Below are 17,599 nucleotides of genomic sequence, written 5' to 3'. Positions count from 1 at the left end.
CTGTTGAATCAATAAAGGCAGGAGTCGGTAAATGAGCTATCAGCACCAGTACGTCGACGGCACGCGCATTCACTTCCCGATCGGGAAAGTCGTGTGCATTGGCCGCAATTACGCCGAACACGCCAAGGAACTGGACAACCCGGTGCCGACCGAGCCGCTGCTGTTCATCAAGCCGGGCAGTTGCGTGGTGCCGCTGGAAGGCGGGTTCAGCATTCCGACCGAGCGTGGTTCAGTGCACTACGAAGCGGAAATCGCCGTGTTGATCGGCAAACCGCTGTCGACCAAGCCGAGCCGCGAAGAAGTCCTCGATGCGATCTCCGGCTTCGCGCCGGCGCTGGACCTGACCCTGCGCGACAAGCAGGCCGAGCTGAAAGCCAAGGGCCTGCCGTGGGAAATCGCCAAGTCGTTCGACGGCGCGGCGGTGATCGCGCCGTTCGTGGTCGGCAGCACCTTCGCTGACCTGACCGACATCGGCATCCGCCTGATCATCAACGGCGAAGTGCGCCAGGACGGCAACAGCAGCGCGATGCTCAACCCTATCGTGCCGATGATCCAGCACATGGCCGGCTGCTTCTCGTTGCAGGCCGGTGACGTGATCCTCACCGGCACGCCAGTGGGCGTCGGCCCGCTGAACGTCGGCGATGAAATCGTCCTCGAACTGCCGGGGGCGAGCAGCTTCAGCAGCAGCGTGCGCTAACCGCAGACCCCCTTGTAGGGGGTGAGCTTTGTGGTGAGGGGGATTTAGCGAAACGTCGCACCGCCCCGTTGGACTGCGCAGCAGGCCCCTCTTCAAGATCAAGAGGGGCGCGCTTCGCGCGCCAACGGGGATAAGTCCCCTCGCCACAAGTGTGTTTCTGGCAAACGAACACGCCAATCCCGCCATTTGCCGTTTTTTTCACATCCTCTCTGGATAATTCCCGCGATTCTGGCGTCTCAGCCGGCCTCTTGTGCTATTACCCTTGGCCTGAATTAACGGAACGCATCCTTTGATGGCATCTCCAACTCAGCAAAAAACCACCCTCCGATCCCGCTTCGTCCTGCGCTGGTATGTCTGGCTGTTGCTGGTCATCGCCGCAGCCTATGGGCTGGCGTTCGCCATGCATTGGGATGATCGCGGCGTGCTGTGGGTGCTGGAGCGCTTCGAGAGCAAGGCCGAGCAGAAGGAGAGCGTCTGGCTGCCGGATTATCAGGTGGTGATCGATGCCAAGCCGCTGCCGGGCATGGAAAAGGACGAAGCTTCGGATCTGGCCTATAACCCGCAGACCAGGACCCTGTTTGCGGTGATGGGCAAGAATGCCTTCCTCGTCGAGCTGACGCTGCAGGGCGACGTGTTGCGCAAAATGCCGCTGGTGGGCTGGAGCAATCCTGAAGGCCTGACGGTCATGGAAAACGGTTTGCTGGCCATTGTCGATGAGCGTGAGCATACCTTGTCGATCGTCAAGATCGACGCCGCGACTCGTGAGCTGAACATTGCCGACTTCCCGAAATACGATCTCGGGCCGTCGAAAGACCAGAACAAGGCTTTTGAAGCCATCACCTGGGACCCGCGCAATCATCAATTGATCCTGGGTGAGGAGCGCCCGCCAGCGCTGTTCACCTGGAAAAGCGATGGCAGCCAGACCCTGCAGGGCGACAAGCAGAAGCTGGCCAGCGATCAGCTGGATCTGCGCAACCTGTCGGCGCTGGCCGTCGATCCGCGCACTGGCCATCTGCTGGTGCTGTCGGCGGATTCACACCTGTTGCTCGAGCTCGACGAGGCCGGCAAGCAAGTCAGCTTCATGACGTTGCTTGGCAATTTCAACGGTCTGAAAGACACCATCCCCCGCGCCGAAGGCATGACCATGGACGAGGACGGCACGCTGTACATGGTCAGCGAACCGAACCTGTTCTACCGATTCGAAAAACACCGGTAATGCCTTCCCTGTAGGAGCTGCCGCAGGCTGCGATCTTTTGATCTTGCTTGTGAAAGTCAAAATCAAAAGGTCGTCCGATCGCAGCCCGAGCCTTCGGCAGCTCCTGCGGGGCTTGGCTTGCGATCTGAGGCAAGTGGCCATTAAGCTTCAATTCAGACGGGCGTGATATTTCATCGGCCTGTCATGAATCCGAGCCTGCCTGAATGCGTCGACTTGCCCGCCCCAAACCGCTGATCCTCGTCCTGTTGATGATTGTCCTGATCGCGTTGATCGCGATCGGCCAATACCTGCGCCTGTTCGAGCGCGCCTGGTTCAACCTGCACACGCTGTGGCAACCGGTGAGCAGCGAGGCGATCGGCCTGGATCAATATCGGGTGACCATCGAAGCGCGACCGATCGACGGGCTCGACGATGACGTCTCGGCGCTGACCTACGATCCGGTGCGCAAAAGCCTGTTCACCGTGACCAACAAGAATTCCGAACTGATCGAACTGTCGCTGGAAGGCAAGATTCTACGGCGCATCGCTCTGGTGGGGTTTGGCGATCCGGAAGCCGTCGAGTACATCAGCGCCGACACCTACGTGATCACCGACGAGCGTCAGCAACGCCTGATCAAGATCCACCTTGAAGCCGACACCACTTTTCTCGATGCCGAAGATGCGGAGCAAATGACCCTCGGCGTGCACATGTCCGGCAACAAGGGTTTCGAAGGGCTGGCGTACGATTCAGTGGGCAAGCGGCTCTTCGTGGCCAAAGAGCGCGACCCGATGCTGATCTACGAGGTCCACGGCTTTCCGCACTTCAAACCGGACAAGACCTACGCGGTGCACGTGATCAACAACCCCAAGCGCGATGCCGGAATGTTTGTGCGTGATCTGTCGAGTCTGCAGTACGACGAACGCAGCGGGCACTTGCTGGCACTGTCGGACGAGTCGCGGTTGATTATCGAGCTGGATGTCGACGGGCGCCCCTTGAGCACCATGTCGATCAGCGGCGGGCGTCAGGGTTTGCAGAAAACCGTGCCGCAGGCGGAGGGAATTGCGATGGATGATGACGGCACGTTGTACCTGGTGAGCGAGCCGAATCTGTTTTACGTATTCAAGAAGCCCACACAAAACTGACCAACACCACAAAACACTGTGGGAGCGAGCCTGCTCGCGAAGGCGGTTGATCAGTCTCTGAATATGTTGACTGACCCGACGCTTTCGCGAGCAGGCTCGCTCCCACAGGTTTATTTATCAGCCCAAGGCAAGTGGGCAGTCTGTTACTCAGCCTTCAGGGTTTTCACGCCTTCACTGGTACCCAGCAACAACAGATCCGCCGGGCGCGCAGCGAACAGTCCGTTGGTGACCACGCCGACGATGGCATTGATCTGCGCTTCCAGCTCCACCGGGTTGGTGATTTGCAGGTTGAACACGTCGAGGATGATGTTGCCGTTGTCGGTCAATACGCCTTCGCGGTAGACCGGGTCGCCACCGAGTTTCACCAGTTGGCGGGCAACGTGGCTGCGGGCCATCGGGATGACTTCCACCGGCAGCGGGAACTCGCCGAGTACCGGCACCAGTTTGCTGGCGTCGGCGATGCAGATGAAAGTCTTGGCCACGGCGGCGACAATCTTTTCGCGGGTCAGGGCCGCGCCGCCGCCCTTGATCAGGTTCAGGTGCGCATCGCTTTCATCGGCGCCGTCGACGTAGAACTCCAGATCGCTGACGGTATTCAGCTCATACACCGGAATCCCATGGCCCTTGAGGCGCGCGGCGGTGGCTTCGGAGCTGGCGACCGCGCCATCGAACGCGCCCTTGTGCTGGGCCAGTGCATCGATGAAGCAGTTGGCGGTGGAGCCGGTGCCGACGCCGACGATGCTCTTGTCGTCGAGTTTCGGCAGGATGAAGTCGACGGCGGCCTGGGCCACGGCCTGTTTGAGTTGATCCTGGGTCATGCGGGCTCCGGAAGCGGGCAAGGGTTGGGCAGAAAGGCCGGCATTATAGGCCTCGCGGTGGTGAAGGTCATTGTCCTGTTGGCAGATCAAAAGATCGCAGCCTTCGGCAGATCCTACACTTTGGAATGCATTCCCACTGTAGGAGCTGCCGAAGGCTGCGATCTTTTCGGCGCGATAAAACCTCTGGATCCGTGTGGTCGCCCGGGCAAAAGCCGGGTTAGACTCCTTGGCCCTGCCCAACTCGCCCAGTGATGCTTTCCGATGCTCGAACAGTACGTCAAGAAGATCCTCACCTCGCGCGTTTATGACGTTGCCGTAGAAACCCCGCTGCAGAACGCCCGCCAGCTCTCCGAGCGGCTGGGCAACGACATCTGGCTCAAGCGCGAAGACTTGCAGCCGGTGTTCTCGTTCAAGATTCGCGGCGCCTACAACAAGCTGACCCAGCTCAGCGACGAGGAGCGCGCCCGAGGCGTGGTCACCGCGTCGGCGGGCAATCATGCGCAGGGTCTGGCGCTGGCGGCGAAAGTGTTGGGCGTCAAAGCCACCATCGTCATGCCCAAGACCACCCCGGAAATCAAGGTCGAAGGCGTGCGTTCGCGCGGCGGTAAAGTGGTGCTGCACGGTGACTCGTTCCCGGAAGCGCTGGCCTACTCGCTGAAACTGGTCGATGAAAAAGGCTACGTCTACATCCACCCGTACGACGATCCGCACACCATTGCCGGGCAGGGCACCGTGGCCATGGAAATCCTGCGTCAGCACCCGCAGCCGCTGGACGCAATTTTCGTCCCGGTCGGCGGCGGTGGGTTGATCGCCGGTATCGCGGCGTACGTGAAATACCTGCGTCCGGACATCAAGGTAATTGGCGTCGAACCGGACGACTCCAATTGCCTGCAAGCAGCGATGGCGGCGGGCGAGCGCGTGGTTCTGCCGACCGTCGGCATCTTCGCGGACGGCGTGGCGGTGGCACAGATCGGCCAGTACACCTTCGAGATCTGCAAGGATTACGTCGATGAAGTGATAACGGTCAGCACCGACGAGATCTGCGCGGCAATCAAGGATATCTACGACGATACCCGCTCGATCACCGAGCCTGCCGGCGCGCTGGGCGTGGCCGGGATCAAGAAGTATGTTGAGCAGCGTGGCGTCAGCGGCCAGACTTTCGTCGCCATCGACTCCGGTGCCAACGTCAACTTCGACCGCCTGCGCCACGTCGCCGAGCGCGCCGAGCTGGGCGAGGGTCGCGAAGCGATCATCGCCGTGACCATTCCGGAAAAGGCCGGCAGCTTCAAGGCGTTCTGCGAAGCCATCGGCAAGCGCCAGATCACTGAATTCAATTACCGCTACAACACCGGCAGCGAAGCGCACATCTTCGTCGGCGTGCAGACCCACCCGGACAACGACCCGCGCAGCGCCTTGCTGGCAAGCCTGACCGAGCAGGGTTTCCCGGTCATCGACCTGACCGACAACGAACTGGCCAAGCTGCACATCCGCCACATGGTCGGCGGCCGCGCGGCGCAGGTGGTCGATGAAGTGGTGCTGCGCTTCGAATTCCCGGAGCGCCCGGGCGCGCTGTTCAACTTCCTCAACAAGCTCGGCGGGCGCTGGAATATCTCGATGTTTCACTACCGCAATCACGGCGCAGCGGACGGCCGCGTGGTCGCCGGCCTGCAAGTGCCCCATGACGAGCGTCATCTGGTGCCGGCGGCATTGGCGGAAATCGGCTACCCGTATTGGGATGAAAGCGACAACCCGGCCTATCAGCTGTTTCTTGGCTAAGCGGCTACGCTGATGGGCATGGATCTACGGATGAGAACGACATGGAAACCCTGACCACCCTGAAAGTCCTTCACGTCGCGGCGACCGTGGTGATCCTCGTGAGCGGGCTGGGGCTCGCCGCCCTGACCTGGCGTAATCGCAGCGAAGGCCCGGCCAGTACGATGCGCCGTCCGTGGCTGTTCATCTGGTGTCTGATGCTGATCGGCATGCTCAGCATGCCTTTCACCGGCTGGTGGCTGGTGCACCTGGTTGGCTGGCCATTGGGGCAATTGTGGATTCTGGGGTCCAGCGTGATCTATGCCGTGGCCACGTTCAGTGCGGTCTGGCTGCTGGTCCGGCTGGATCGGCTGTGGACCAGCGGGGCGGGTAACCGCAAGTTCACTCTGGCGCTGGCGGTTGTCAGCGGCGTCGGATTTCTCGCCATAGCGGCGTTGATGGGGGCCAAGCCGGTTTAAGGCTGGAGACCGAGTCGATCCCATTCGCGAGCAAGCTCGCTCCCACAGGAGATTTGTCAATGACACCGATCCCATGTGGGAGCGAGCCTGCTCGCGAAGGCGATATCAGTCGCGCAACGAAATCACCGGCCAGCCACGCTTCTCGGCTTCGGCCCGCAGATTCGGATCAGGATCCACCGCCACCGGATTCGCCACCTGCTCCAGCAACGGCAGATCATTCATCGAATCACTATAGAAATAGCTGTCCTCAAGCGAATGCCCGGTCTCTTCCAGCCAGCGATTCAGGCGCGTGACCTTGCCTTCACGGAAACACGGAATGTCGGTGCTGCGCCCGCTGTAGCGGCCGTCGACCATTTCGCATTCGGTGGCAATCAGGGTTTCCACGCCCAGGCGCACAGCGATCGGCGCGGTGACGAAACGGTTGGTGGCGGTGATGATCACCAGTTTGTCGCCGGCATCGCGGTGTTTTTTCAGCAGCTCCAGTGCCTTGGGCAGCACGATCGGCTCAATGCAGTCGCGCATGTAATCGCTGTGCCAGGCGTCGAGCACGGCCATTTCGGTGCGGCCGAGAATTTCCAGGCAGAAGTTCAGGTAGGCGGCGTTGTCGAGCTTGCCGGCCAGGTAATCCTGATAGAACTCGTCGTTGCGCGCCTTGTAGGCGATCGGGTCGAGGAAGCCGCGCTCGCACAGATAATCGCCCCAGGCGTGATCGCTGTCGCCGCCCAGAAGGGTGTTGTCCAAATCGAATAAAGCCAGGCGCATTGCAGTTACCCGCTGAAAAGTCAGTAAAAAGGCGACAAGAATACGGTCTTTTCACAAGAGTGCACATAAGGTAGGAACCTTCGTTGCCGCCTCATCAAGCTTTGTGGAACAATGCGGCGACATGCGTTTGCGAGGTTGTTGCCGTGATCGACCCCGATGGTTTCCGCCCCAATGTCGGGATCATTCTGACGAATGACGCCGGCCAGGTGCTATGGGCTCGCCGTATCAATCAGGACGCCTGGCAGTTTCCGCAAGGGGGGATCAACCCCGAGGAGACGCCGGAAGACGCCTTGTACCGCGAGCTGAACGAAGAAGTTGGCCTGGAACGTGAAGATGTTGAAATACTGGCCTGTACCCGGGGCTGGTTGCGCTATCGTTTGCCGCAACGCCTGGTGCGTACCCACAGCCAACCGCTGTGCATCGGCCAGAAGCAGAAATGGTTTCTCCTGCGCCTGATCTCCAACGAGCAGCGGGTGCGGATGGATCTGACCGGTAAACCGGAGTTCGATGGCTGGCGCTGGGTCAGCTATTGGTATCCGTTGGGCCAGGTGGTGACATTCAAGCGCGAGGTGTATCGACGCGCTCTCAAAGAGCTTGCCCCGCGCCTTTTAGCGCGCGACTGACGACGGAGTTCGACCCCGAGCCATGCTCAATACGCTGCGCAAGATCGTCCAGGAAGTTAACTCCGCCAAGGATCTCAAGGCGGCGTTGGGGATTATTGTGTTGCGCGTCAAAGAGGCCATGGGCAGCCAGGTCTGCTCGGTCTACCTGCTTGATCCGGAAACCAACCGCTTCGTCCTGATGGCCACCGAGGGCTTGAACAAGCGCTCGATCGGCAAGGTCAGCATGGCCCCCAACGAGGGTCTGGTCGGTCTGGTCGGCACGCGTGAAGAACCCCTGAACCTGGAAAACGCTTCGGTTCACCCGCGCTATCGCTACTTCGCCGAAACCGGTGAAGAGCGTTACGCCTCGTTCCTCGGTGCACCGATCATTCACCACCGCCGCGTCGTCGGCGTGTTGGTCATCCAGCAGAAAGAACGCCGCCAGTTCGACGAAGGTGAAGAAGCCTTCCTCGTGACCATGAGCGCGCAGCTTGCCGGCGTGATCGCCCACGCCGAGGCCACCGGTTCGATCCGTGGTCTGGGCCGGCAGGGCAAGGGCATTCAGGAAGCCAAGTTCGTCGGCGTGCCGGGTTCACCCGGTGCGGCGGTCGGTACCGCCGTGGTCATGCTGCCGCCGGCGGACCTGGACGTGGTGCCGGACAAGACCATCACCGACATCAACGCCGAGCTGGCGCTGTTCAAGACCGCCATCGAAGGCGTGCGCGCCGACATGCGCGCCTTGTCCGCCAAACTCGCGACCCAGCTGCGCCCGGAAGAGCGCGCGCTGTTCGACGTCTACCTGATGATGCTCGACGATGCCTCGCTGGGCAGCGAAATCACCACCGTGATCAAGACGGGGCAGTGGGCTCAGGGCGCGCTGCGTCAGGTGGTCACTGAGCACGTCAACCGTTTCGAACTGATGGACGACGCCTACCTGCGCGAGCGTGCTTCGGACGTCAAAGACCTTGGCCGCCGTCTGCTCGCCTATCTGCAGGAAGAGCGTCAGCAGAACCTGGTCTACCCGGAAAAAACCATTCTGGTCAGCGAAGAGCTGACGCCGGCGATGCTCGGCGAGGTGCCGGAAGGCACGCTGGTCGGTCTGGTCTCGGTGCTCGGTTCGGGTAACTCCCACGTCGCGATTCTGGCCCGGGCCATGGGCATTCCGACGGTGATGGGCCTGGTCGACCTGCCGTACGCCAAGGTCGACGGCATCGAAATGATCGTCGACGGCACCCGTGGCGAGGTCTACACCAACCCCAGCGAAGTGCTGCGCAAGCAGTTCGCCGAGGTCGTTGAAGAAGAGAAACAACTGGCGCTGGGCCTCGACACCCTGCGCGACCTGCCGTGCGTGACCCTCGATGGTCACCGCATGCCGCTGTGGGTCAACACCGGCCTGCTCGCCGATGTGGCGCGGGCGCAGAAGCGTGGCGCCGAAGGGGTTGGTCTGTACCGCACCGAAGTGCCGTTCATGATCAACCAGCGCTTCCCGAGCGAGAAGGAACAGCTGGCGATTTACCGCGAACAGCTCGCCGCGTTCCACCCGCAACCGGTGACCATGCGCAGCCTCGACATCGGCGGTGACAAATCGCTGTCGTACTTCCCGATCAAGGAAGACAACCCGTTCCTCGGCTGGCGCGGTATCCGCGTCACCCTCGACCACCCGGAAATCTTCCTCGTGCAGACGCGTGCGATGCTCAAGGCCAGCGAAGGCTTGAACAACCTGCGGATTCTGCTGCCGATGATCTCCGGCACCCACGAACTCGAAGAAGCCCTGCACCTGATCCACCGGGCCTGGGGCGAAGTGCGCGACGAAGGCACCGATGTGCCGATGCCGCCGATCGGCGTGATGATCGAAATCCCGGCAGCGGTGTACCAGACCAAGGAACTGGCGCGGATGGTCGACTTCCTCTCCGTCGGCTCCAACGACCTGACCCAGTACCTGCTGGCGGTAGACCGCAACAACCCGCGCGTCGCCGACCTCTACGACTATCTGCATCCGGCGGTGCTGCAAGCCCTGCAAACCGTGGTCACTGACGCCCATGCCGAAGGCAAACCGGTGAGTATCTGCGGCGAGATGGCCGGGGATCCAGCGGCGGCGGTGCTGTTGATGGCGATGGGCTTCGACAGCCTGTCGATGAACGCCACCAACCTGCCGAAGGTGAAGTGGATGTTGCGTCAGGTGAATCTGAGTAAAGCGCAGGAAATGCTGGCGGAGCTGATGAAGATCGATAACCCGCAAGTTATCCACAGCTCGCTGCAACTGGCGCTGAAGAATCTCGGGTTGGCGAAGATGAATTCGCCGGTGGTGCCCAAGGCTCTCTAAAGATCAAAAGCCCCTCACCCTAGCCCTCTCCCAGAGGGAGAGGGGACTGATTGGGGGATGCTGCAGAACTCCGTCGACCTGTAAGTGCTTTGCTGAATCCATAACCGACTCGATCTTTCAGGTCGATGTATACCGCAAGACACTTCGGTCGGCCCCCTCTCCCTCCGGGAGAGGGCTGGGGTGAGGGGCTGCTGTTAGACACAAACCTCAACTTCCCCTAGATGCCCCCCATACGGCCCAAAACTGCGCTCCACCATCCGCCGCGTCCCGTCCGCTTGCACTATCAACGCCGTACTCGCCCGCGTGCCATAACTCTGGCTGGCAATAAACACACTCGACAGCAGTGCTTCCGTCGCCATGCCCACGCCGGTATCCGGCAACTCGGCCTCCGGTGCGGTCTGCGCGTCGCTCAGCAAGGCCAGCAATCGCTCAGGCTGCGGATCGTCCAGTACCGCGCTCAACGCCGCCCTGGCCTTGAGCAGTTTTGGCCACGGTGTATCCAGTCCGGCATTGGATAACCCGTAAACCCCGGGTTGCAACATCACCGGCTCCGACGCCCGCGCATTGAAATGCCACAGCTCATGGGCATTGCCCAGCAGCAGATTGAACCCAGCGTATTCGCCCGCACGGCCCACCACATCGCTCAAATAATCATCAATCGACAGATCGTCAGCAAGAAAGCGCGCCACCAGCTCGCCCCGGGATTTGGTTGCCGGTGGCTGCTGCGGATCGCGAATATTGGTCAGCGCGGCGAAGCGTCCGTTGGCGCCGATCCCCAACCAGGTACCGCCAGCCTCAAGATCACGCCCGGCATGCACATGCGGAGCTTCCGCCCACGGCGCCAATGGCCGGCTGGGGCGGGCGTAGAATTCGTCGCGGTTGGCCGCGACGATCAGCGGCTGGGCATGGCCCGGGCGCCAGGCGAAAACAATCAGGCACATAAGGTGGTCCTTGTGTGTTTTTTGCCCACTCTACGCATCCGGCGTCCGTGCATCCATCGCCAGTGGAGCAGAAGGCTGCGCATCCGTTAACATGCCGCTCCTGTTTTGCCGATGCGTGCTGGAGACGGTCATGGAATTTCTGCTCTACCTGGCGCTCGGCGCCTGTGCGGGCGTGCTCGCCGGGCTGTTTGGCGTCGGCGGCGGGATCATCATCGTCCCGGTGCTGGTGTTCAGCTTCACTTTGCAGGGCTTCGATCAGTCGATTCTTACGCATTTGGCGGTAGGGACGTCGCTGGCGACGATCATATTCACCTCGGTCAACGCCGTGCGTGAACATCACCGCCGTGGCGCGGTGCGCTGGGCGATTTTTCGCTGGATGACCGTGGGTATCCTGCTCGGTGCCGGTTTCGGGGCGCTGACCGCAGAAGCCATCTCCGGGCCGAACCTGCAAAAGATTATCGGCGTGTTCGCTCTGGTGATCGCCGTGCAACTGGCGCTGGATGTCAAACCCAAGGCCAGCCGAACGGTGCCGGGCAAACTCGGTCTGACTGCCGCCGGTACGGTGATTGGCTGGGCCTCGGCGATTTTCGGCATTGGTGGCGGCTCGCTGACCGTGCCGTTTCTGACCTGGCGCAGCGTGCCGATGCAGCAAGCCGTGGCGACCTCGTCGGCCTGTGGCTTGCCGATCGCTCTGGCCAGTGCAGCAAGTTTCATGATTCTGGGGTGGCACGATCCGTTGTTGCCGGCCCATAGTCTCGGTTTTGTGTATTTGCCGGCATTGTTGGGCATCGCCCTGACCAGCATGGTCTTCGCCCGGCTCGGCGCGCGTCTGGCGCACAGATTGTCGCCGCGCTTGCTGAAAAGGCTGTTCGCCGCTTTGCTGTTCTGCGTGGGTTTGAGCTTTCTGCTCTGACCGCGTGGCAATCCTGGCTTAATCCTGAGGTGGCAGCGTCGCCCGGGAATTTCGCTTTCAACTCTAACAAGGAGTCGCAATGCTGCCTTACCCGCAGATCGACCCGGTGGCCCTGGCCATCGGTCCGCTGAAAATCCACTGGTACGGTCTGATGTACCTGATCGGCATCGGCGGCGCGTGGCTGTTGGCGTCGCGCCGGCTCAACCGCTTCGACCCGACCTGGACCAAGGAGAAACTCTCCGATCTGGTGTTCTGGCTATCGATGGGCGTGATCGTCGGCGGCCGTCTGGGCTATGTGCTGTTCTATGATCTGAGCGCATACCTGGCCAACCCGACACTGATTTTCGAAGTGTGGAAGGGCGGCATGTCTTTCCACGGCGGATTCATCGGCGTGATGCTCGCGGCCTTGTGGTTCGGCAAGCGCAATGGCAAGTCGTTCTTCCAGTTGATGGACTTTGTCGCGCCGATGGTGCCGATCGGTCTGGGCGCCGGGCGCATCGGCAATTTCATCAACGCCGAGCTGTGGGGCAAGGCCACCGACGTGCCATGGGCCATGGTGTTCCCGCCTTTCAGCGATCCGGCGCAGTTGCCGCGTCACCCGTCGCAGCTGTACCAGTTCGCCCTTGAAGGCGTGGCGCTGTTCCTGATCCTGTGGATCTTCTCGCGCAAACCGCGCCCGACCATGGCGGTCTCCGGCATGTTCGCGCTGTTCTACGGCATCTTCCGTTTCATCGTCGAGTTCGTCCGTGTGCCTGACGCGCAGTTGGGCTATCTGGCGTGGAACTGGCTGACCATGGGTCAGGTGCTCTGCGTGCCGATGATTGTCGGCGGGCTGTTGCTGATCTGGCTGGCCTATCGTCGCGCCCCGGCAGCGCCGCTCGCGCCGACGGCTTAAACTACGAACCCCGGCGCGAGACGCCGGGGCTCCAAGGACACAGGTAACTCATGAAGCAATATCTCGAACTGGTCTCGCACGTCATTCAGAACGGCACCAAGCAGGCCAACCGCACCGGTATCAACACCATCAGTTTTCCGGGAGCGATGCTGCGTTTCGATCTGCAGGAAGGTTTCCCGGCGATCACTACGCGCAAGATGGCTTTCAAATCGGCCATCGGCGAGATGTGCGGCTTTCTGCGTGGCGTCAACAACGCCGCTGAATTCCGCGCGCTGGGCTGCAAGGTCTGGGACCAGAACGCCAACGAAAACGCGCAATGGCTGGCCAACCCGTTCCGTCAGGGCGACGACGACCTCGGTGAAATCTACGGCGTGCAATGGCGCAAGTGGCCGGCGTACAAGCAGATCCCGCTGAGCAACACTGCTGCCATCGAACAGACCCTGAGCAACGGCTACAAGCAGATCGCTCAGGGCGAAGAAGACGGCCAGGCCTACGTCGTGCTGTACAAGGCAATCGACCAGGTACGCCAGTGCGTCGACACGATCATCAAGGATCCGGGCAGCCGGCGCATTCTGTTCCACGGCTGGAACGTCGCCCAGCTCGATGAAATGGCCCTGCCGCCATGCCATCTGCTGTACCAGTTCCACCCGAACGTCGAGACCAAAGAGATTTCTCTAACTCTCTACATCCGCTCCAACGATCTGGGGCTGGGCACGCCGTTCAACCTCACCGAGGGCGCCGCGCTGCTGAGCCTGATCGGGCGCCTGACCGGCTACACGCCGCGCTGGTTCACCTATTTCATCGGTGATGCCCACGTCTACGAAAACCACCTGGACATGCTCAACGAACAGCTCAAGCGCGAGCCGTTTGCCATGCCGAAACTGAAAATCTCCGACCGCGTGCCGGAGTTTGCCAAGACCGGTGTGTATCAGCCGGAGTGGCTGGAACTGGTCGAGCCGAGCGATTTCTCGCTGGAAGGCTATGAGCACCATCCGCCAATGACCGCGCCGATGGCGGTCTAAACCACACCGCAATATCCCTGTGGGAGCGAGCCTGCTCGCGAAGAGGGCGTGTCAGTCGCAGATGTGTCGACTGATACACCGCTTTCGCGAGCAGGCTCGCTCCCACATTTGGTTGTGTGTTGGGCTCAATGGCCGTGGCTACGGCCTACATGGGAATGTTCAACTTCCGTCGCTACAACCCCGCCACTCACCTCCAGCCGCTGCAAAATCCCGCATTGATCCGCCTCCGGCCCTTCGCCACAGCGTTGGCGCAGGTCGAGCAGTTGTGTCTGCAACGCCAATAACCCATCAATTCGCGCCTTCACGTGCTGAATATGTTCGTCGATCAGCGCATTGACGCTCTCGCACTGATCCTGCGGGCTGTCGCGCAGGGCGAGGAGGCTGCGGATTTCTTCGAGGGTCATGTCGAGGGTGCGGCAGTTGCGGATGAAGGTCAGCCGCTCGGCGTGGGCCTGGGTGTAGACGCGGTAATTGCCGTCGCTGCGCGCCGGTTCCGGCAGGAGGTTTTCGCGCTCGTAGTAGCGGATGGTTTCCACGGCGCAGTAGGTGAGTTTCGCCAATTCGCCGATCTTCATGACGGCCATCTCCAAGAGGGTGCTTGACCCTATAGTGGCTACAGGGTCTTTACTTGGCAACAGGCACCTTCATGGACGCGACCAATGAGCGACTCCCTGCACACCCACAAGCCCGGCGACGACCACGATCACAGTCATAAATTGCAGCCGGTGCATAAACATTCGCACGGCGGCGATTCCTGCTGCGCTTCGAAAGCTGCGCCGGCCCCGGTTCATGCGCACGAAGATTCCTGCTGCTCGTCGAAAGCCGCAGCGCCTGCCTTGGTGCAATTGAGCGAAAAGACCAGCGCAGACGCGCGCCTGAGCAGCTTCCGCATCGAGGCGATGGACTGCCCGACCGAGCAGACGCTGATCCAGAACAAGCTCGGCAAGCTGGCCGGCGTGCAGCAGCTGGAATTCAATCTGATCAATCGCGTGCTTGGCGTGACCCATAATCTGCCGGGCACCGAGCCGATCACCGAGGCGATCAAATCCCTCGGCATGCACGCCGAGCCGCTAGAGGCGGGTGTCGATGCTCCGGCCCCGGCTGCGGTGAAAAAACACTGGTGGCCACTGGCGCTGTCCGGTGTGACCGCGCTGGGCGCCGAAGTCATCCACTTCACCAGCGCTGCCCCCGACTGGGTGGTGGCGATTGTTGCGCTGGTGTCGATCCTCAGCGGCGGCCTCGGCACCTATAAAAAGGGCTGGATTGCCCTGAAGAACCTTAACCTCAACATCAATGCGCTGATGAGCATCGCCGTAACCGGCGCGATCCTCATCGGTCAGTGGCCGGAAGCGGCGATGGTGATGTTCCTCTTCACCGTCGCCGAGCTGATCGAAGCACGCTCGCTGGACCGCGCGCGCAATGCGATCAGTGGCTTGATGCAAATGACCCCGGAGCAGGCCACGGTATTGCAGGCCGACGGTAATTGGCGCGAACAAGAGGTTAAAAGCGTCGATCTTGGCGCCCGCGTGCGGGTGAAACCCGGCGAGCGCATCGCGCTGGATGGCGCGGTGGTCAGCGGCAGCTCGACCATCGACCAGGCGCCGATAACCGGTGAAAGCCTGCCGGTGGAAAAAACTGTCGGCGATAAAGTCTTCGCTGGCACCATCAATCAGGCCGGCTCGCTGGAATACACGGTGACCGCTGCGGCGAACAACTCGACGCTGGCGCGGATCATTCACGCCGTCGAACAGGCCCAGGGCGCACGGGCACCGACCCAGCGTTTCGTTGACCAATTCTCGAAAATCTACACCCCGGCGGTATTCGTCTTCGCCTTGGCCGTGGCGATCATCCCGCCGTTGTTCATGGGCGCGGCGTGGTTCGACTGGATCTACCGCGCGCTGGTGCTGCTGGTGGTGGCCTGTCCGTGCGCACTGGTGATTTCCACCCCGGTGACCATCGTCAGCGGCCTCGCGGCGGCAGCGCGCAAGGGCATTCTGGTCAAGGGCGGCGTGTATCTGGAAGGCGGCTTCAAGCTCGATTATCTGGCGCTGGACAAGACCGGCACGATCACCCACGGCAAACCGGTGCAGACCGATTACCTGTCGCTCGAGCCGACCGCAGACGCCACGGCACCGGCCATCGCCGCCGCGCTGGCCGGGCGCTCCGATCACCCGGTGTCGCTGGCGATTGCCAGTGCCGCTGTGGATAAAAACTTCGCCGCGCTGACTGTGGATAACTTCGCCGCGCTAGGCGGGAGGGGCGTCAAAGGTGATATCAACGGCAAGACTTATCACTTGGGCAACCATCGTCTGGTCGAAGATTTGGGCCTGTGCTCGCCGCAGCTGGAAGAAAAGCTGTTCGCGCTGGAAAAACAGGGCAAATCCGTTGTGCTGCTGCTCGACAGCGCAGGCCCGCTGGCGCTGTTCGCCGTGGCCGACACGGTCAAGGAAACCAGCCGCGAAGCGATTCGTCAGTTGCATGAACTTGGGGTGAAAACCCTGATGCTGACCGGCGACAACGTCCACACCGCGCAAGCGATTGCCGCCCAGGTCGGCATCGACGAGGCGCGCGGCGATTTGCTGCCGACCGACAAGCTGCAAGCCATTGAAGATCTGTACAAGCAGGGCCACCGGGTCGGTATGGTCGGCGATGGCATCAACGATGCCCCGGCATTGGTTCGTGCCGAGATCGGTTTCGCCATGGCCGCCGCCGGCACCGACACCGCGATCGAAACCGCCGATGTCGCCCTGATGGACGACGATCTGCGCAAGATCCCTGCGTTCATCAGCCTGTCGCGCAACACCGCGAGCATCCTCAAACAGAACATCGCACTGGCGCTGGTGATCAAGGCGATCTTTCTTGCGGTAACCTTCGCCGGGCTGGCCACCATGTGGATGGCGGTGTTTGCCGATATGGGCGTGAGCCTGCTGGTGGTGTTCAACGGTTTGCGCCTGTTGCGCAAATAACAATGAGGGATGGTTGTGCTGAGTGCCGAGCTGAAAGCGTTTTACATGGTCGCCCGCCTGGGCAGCATCACGCTGGCGGCGAAAAAACTCGGCCTCAGCCAACCGACCGTGACCACGCAGATTCGCAATCTGGAGAGTCAGTATTCGGTGGAGTTGTTCTACCGTGGCGGGCGCCGTTTAAGCGTCAGTGACGAAGGCGCGCGGCTGCTGCCGATGGTCAAGACCCTGTTGCAGCAAGAGGCGGACATCGAGTTTTTCCTGCGAAATAGCGGGCAAGTGCAGGGCACGCTGCGTATTGCCGCGACGGCGCCGTATTACATCCTCGATCTGGTGAAGACCTTCCGCGAGCGTTTGCCGCAGGTGGAAGTGTCGGTGGAAATCGGCAACTCGCAGCAGGTGCTGGAAGCGCTGGAGGATTACCGCGTGGATGTCGCGGCCTCGTCGCAGCTGCTCGACGATACGCGGTTGATTCGCCGGGTGCTCGGCACTGATCCGCTGGTGCTGGCGGTGCATCGCAATCATCCGTTGGCCTCGCTTGAGCATGTGACGTTGAATGCGCTGGCCGGGCATACGTTGTTGATGCGCGAGTCGGGTTCGACCACGCGGCGGTTGACCAAAGAGTTGCTGGCCAGCGCCGGAGTGAGCTTCGGGCCGTTGCTGGAGATCGGCAGCCGCGAGTCGATTCGCGAGGCGGTGCTGCGCAATATCGGCATCAGCATCATCGCGCGGCAGGAAGTGCCGCATGATCCGCAACTGCGCGTGCTGACCATCGAGAATGCACCGCAGATTCCAGAGTATCTGTATTGCCTCAAAGAGAGGAAGGGCGCGCGTTTGCCGGCGGCGTTTCTCGGCTTGGCCCAAGAGATGTCTCCGGCATGAGACCTTCAATGTCTGAAAAGGCCTCTTCGCGAGCAGGCTCGCTCCCACATTGGATTTGGGTTGTGAACACGATCCCCTGTGGGAGCGAGCCTGCTCGCGAAGGCGTCAGCCCAGGCAAAACACAATCTGAACCAAAATCCCCGAATACCACTATCAGCCGTTTTTGCCTCGCTGCCACATGACGGACGCATTACAACTCTAGGATTGGCCTCA

The 17,599-nt window shown here is 61.3% G+C and carries 16 protein-coding genes; 12 read left to right on the top strand and 4 right to left on the bottom strand.

What is annotated here, in order from left to right; genetic code table 11:
* The first annotated feature begins 31 nt into the window (after nt 1–31).
* The 3 genes from ND528_RS06170 (at nt 32) to ND528_RS06160 (ending at nt 3,034) form a co-directional block, all read left to right on the top strand.
* A complete protein-coding gene (locus ND528_RS06170; protein WP_212617389.1) occupies nt 32–697 on the top strand; it encodes a fumarylacetoacetate hydrolase family protein in 666 nt (221 codons plus the stop codon).
* Nucleotides 698–989: 292 nt separating this feature from the next.
* Complete coding sequence (locus ND528_RS06165) at nt 990–1,913, top strand: SdiA-regulated domain-containing protein (RefSeq protein ID WP_263469925.1); 924 nt, start codon at nt 990–992, stop codon at nt 1,911–1,913.
* A gap of 203 nt (nt 1,914–2,116) precedes the next feature.
* A complete protein-coding gene (locus tag ND528_RS06160) occupies nt 2,117–3,034 on the top strand; it encodes an SdiA-regulated domain-containing protein (protein ID WP_263469924.1) in 918 nt (305 codons plus the stop codon).
* Nucleotides 3,035–3,177: 143 nt separating this feature from the next.
* Here ND528_RS06160 and rpiA read toward each other — a convergent pair whose 3' ends face one another.
* The gene (rpiA, locus tag ND528_RS06155; protein WP_007913886.1) at nt 3,178–3,852 is read right to left on the bottom strand and encodes a ribose-5-phosphate isomerase RpiA; all 675 of its coding nucleotides are present in this window, start codon (nt 3,850–3,852) and stop codon (nt 3,178–3,180) included.
* Between the two features lie 261 nt (nt 3,853–4,113).
* On the opposite strand from rpiA, the gene ilvA reads away from it, so the two are divergent.
* Both ilvA and ND528_RS06145 read left to right on the top strand, forming a co-directional pair.
* Nucleotides 4,114–5,628, top strand: coding sequence for a threonine ammonia-lyase, biosynthetic (gene ilvA / locus ND528_RS06150; RefSeq protein ID WP_071172186.1), 1,515 nt, complete (start codon nt 4,114–4,116; stop codon nt 5,626–5,628).
* A gap of 41 nt (nt 5,629–5,669) precedes the next feature.
* The gene (locus ND528_RS06145; RefSeq protein WP_263469923.1) at nt 5,670–6,083 is read left to right on the top strand and encodes a DUF2269 domain-containing protein; all 414 of its coding nucleotides are present in this window, start codon (nt 5,670–5,672) and stop codon (nt 6,081–6,083) included.
* Between the two features lie 105 nt (nt 6,084–6,188).
* On the opposite strand, the gene ND528_RS06140 is transcribed toward ND528_RS06145, so the two are convergent.
* Nucleotides 6,189–6,845 carry a histidinol-phosphatase gene (locus tag ND528_RS06140; protein ID WP_212617385.1) on the bottom strand — a complete coding sequence of 219 codons (657 nt, stop codon included), beginning with the start codon at nt 6,843–6,845 and terminating at the stop codon, nt 6,189–6,191.
* A 143-nt stretch (nt 6,846–6,988) separates the two neighbouring features.
* Between ND528_RS06140 and ND528_RS06135 the strand changes: the two genes are divergently transcribed.
* Complete coding sequence (locus ND528_RS06135) at nt 6,989–7,468, top strand: RNA pyrophosphohydrolase (RefSeq protein WP_003229203.1); 480 nt, start codon at nt 6,989–6,991, stop codon at nt 7,466–7,468.
* A 22-nt stretch (nt 7,469–7,490) separates the two neighbouring features.
* Nucleotides 7,491–9,770, top strand: a complete 2,280-nt coding sequence (ptsP, locus tag ND528_RS06130) for a phosphoenolpyruvate--protein phosphotransferase (RefSeq protein WP_212617384.1) — start codon at nt 7,491–7,493, stop codon at nt 9,768–9,770.
* 194 nt (nt 9,771–9,964) lie between these two features.
* On the opposite strand, the gene ND528_RS06125 is transcribed toward ptsP, so the two are convergent.
* The gene (locus ND528_RS06125) at nt 9,965–10,711 is read right to left on the bottom strand and encodes an NRDE family protein (RefSeq protein WP_263469922.1); all 747 of its coding nucleotides are present in this window, start codon (nt 10,709–10,711) and stop codon (nt 9,965–9,967) included.
* A gap of 130 nt (nt 10,712–10,841) precedes the next feature.
* On the opposite strand from ND528_RS06125, the gene ND528_RS06120 reads away from it, so the two are divergent.
* From ND528_RS06120 to ND528_RS06110, 3 genes are all read left to right on the top strand, one after another.
* A complete protein-coding gene (locus ND528_RS06120; protein ID WP_016772682.1) occupies nt 10,842–11,624 on the top strand; it encodes a sulfite exporter TauE/SafE family protein in 783 nt (260 codons plus the stop codon).
* Between the two features lie 79 nt (nt 11,625–11,703).
* Nucleotides 11,704–12,519 (top strand): prolipoprotein diacylglyceryl transferase, encoded by an 816-nt coding sequence (gene lgt / locus ND528_RS06115; protein WP_016772683.1) that lies wholly within the window; start codon nt 11,704–11,706, stop codon nt 12,517–12,519.
* Nucleotides 12,520–12,569: 50 nt separating this feature from the next.
* Nucleotides 12,570–13,541 (top strand): thymidylate synthase, encoded by a 972-nt coding sequence (locus ND528_RS06110; protein WP_076564469.1) that lies wholly within the window; start codon nt 12,570–12,572, stop codon nt 13,539–13,541.
* A gap of 125 nt (nt 13,542–13,666) precedes the next feature.
* Here ND528_RS06110 and cadR read toward each other — a convergent pair whose 3' ends face one another.
* Complete coding sequence (gene cadR / locus ND528_RS06105; RefSeq protein ID WP_130910333.1) at nt 13,667–14,116, bottom strand: Cd(II)/Pb(II)-responsive transcriptional regulator; 450 nt, start codon at nt 14,114–14,116, stop codon at nt 13,667–13,669.
* 84 nt (nt 14,117–14,200) lie between these two features.
* Between cadR and ND528_RS06100 the strand changes: the two genes are divergently transcribed.
* Together ND528_RS06100 and ND528_RS06095 are read left to right on the top strand one after the other, a co-directional pair.
* Complete coding sequence (locus ND528_RS06100) at nt 14,201–16,507, top strand: heavy metal translocating P-type ATPase (protein WP_263469921.1); 2,307 nt, start codon at nt 14,201–14,203, stop codon at nt 16,505–16,507.
* A gap of 15 nt (nt 16,508–16,522) precedes the next feature.
* Nucleotides 16,523–17,386, top strand: coding sequence for a LysR family transcriptional regulator (locus ND528_RS06095; RefSeq protein WP_263470092.1), 864 nt, complete (start codon nt 16,523–16,525; stop codon nt 17,384–17,386).
* Nucleotides 17,387–17,599: the final 213 nt, after the last annotated feature.

Origin of the sequence: Pseudomonas mercuritolerans, from assembly GCF_025706525.1 — a bacterium.
In the GTDB taxonomy this organism is placed as follows: Bacteria; Pseudomonadota; Gammaproteobacteria; order Pseudomonadales; family Pseudomonadaceae; genus Aquipseudomonas; species Aquipseudomonas mercuritolerans.
Note: the sequence above shows the minus strand (reverse complement) of the source record. Positions and strands in the feature narration are given on the sequence as shown.

What these genes read in the sequence shown, in the direction of transcription:
- ND528_RS06170 (WP_212617389.1), top strand. Translation starts at nt 32, where the DNA reads ATGAGCTATCAGCACCAGTACGTCGACGGCACGCGCATTCACTTCCCG.
- ND528_RS06165 (WP_263469925.1), top strand. Translation starts at nt 990, where the DNA reads ATGGCATCTCCAACTCAGCAAAAAACCACCCTCCGATCCCGCTTCGTC.
- ND528_RS06160 (WP_263469924.1), top strand. Translation starts at nt 2,117, where the DNA reads ATGCGTCGACTTGCCCGCCCCAAACCGCTGATCCTCGTCCTGTTGATG.
- rpiA (WP_007913886.1), bottom strand. Translation starts at nt 3,852, where the DNA reads ATGACCCAGGATCAACTCAAACAGGCCGTGGCCCAGGCCGCCGTCGAC.
- ilvA (WP_071172186.1), top strand. Translation starts at nt 4,114, where the DNA reads ATGCTCGAACAGTACGTCAAGAAGATCCTCACCTCGCGCGTTTATGAC.
- ND528_RS06145 (WP_263469923.1), top strand. Translation starts at nt 5,670, where the DNA reads ATGGAAACCCTGACCACCCTGAAAGTCCTTCACGTCGCGGCGACCGTG.
- ND528_RS06140 (WP_212617385.1), bottom strand. Translation starts at nt 6,845, where the DNA reads ATGCGCCTGGCTTTATTCGATTTGGACAACACCCTTCTGGGCGGCGAC.
- ptsP (WP_212617384.1), top strand. Translation starts at nt 7,491, where the DNA reads ATGCTCAATACGCTGCGCAAGATCGTCCAGGAAGTTAACTCCGCCAAG.
- ND528_RS06125 (WP_263469922.1), bottom strand. Translation starts at nt 10,711, where the DNA reads ATGTGCCTGATTGTTTTCGCCTGGCGCCCGGGCCATGCCCAGCCGCTG.
- ND528_RS06120 (WP_016772682.1), top strand. Translation starts at nt 10,842, where the DNA reads ATGGAATTTCTGCTCTACCTGGCGCTCGGCGCCTGTGCGGGCGTGCTC.
- lgt (WP_016772683.1), top strand. Translation starts at nt 11,704, where the DNA reads ATGCTGCCTTACCCGCAGATCGACCCGGTGGCCCTGGCCATCGGTCCG.
- ND528_RS06110 (WP_076564469.1), top strand. Translation starts at nt 12,570, where the DNA reads ATGAAGCAATATCTCGAACTGGTCTCGCACGTCATTCAGAACGGCACC.
- cadR (WP_130910333.1), bottom strand. Translation starts at nt 14,116, where the DNA reads ATGAAGATCGGCGAATTGGCGAAACTCACCTACTGCGCCGTGGAAACC.
- ND528_RS06100 (WP_263469921.1), top strand. Translation starts at nt 14,201, where the DNA reads ATGAGCGACTCCCTGCACACCCACAAGCCCGGCGACGACCACGATCAC.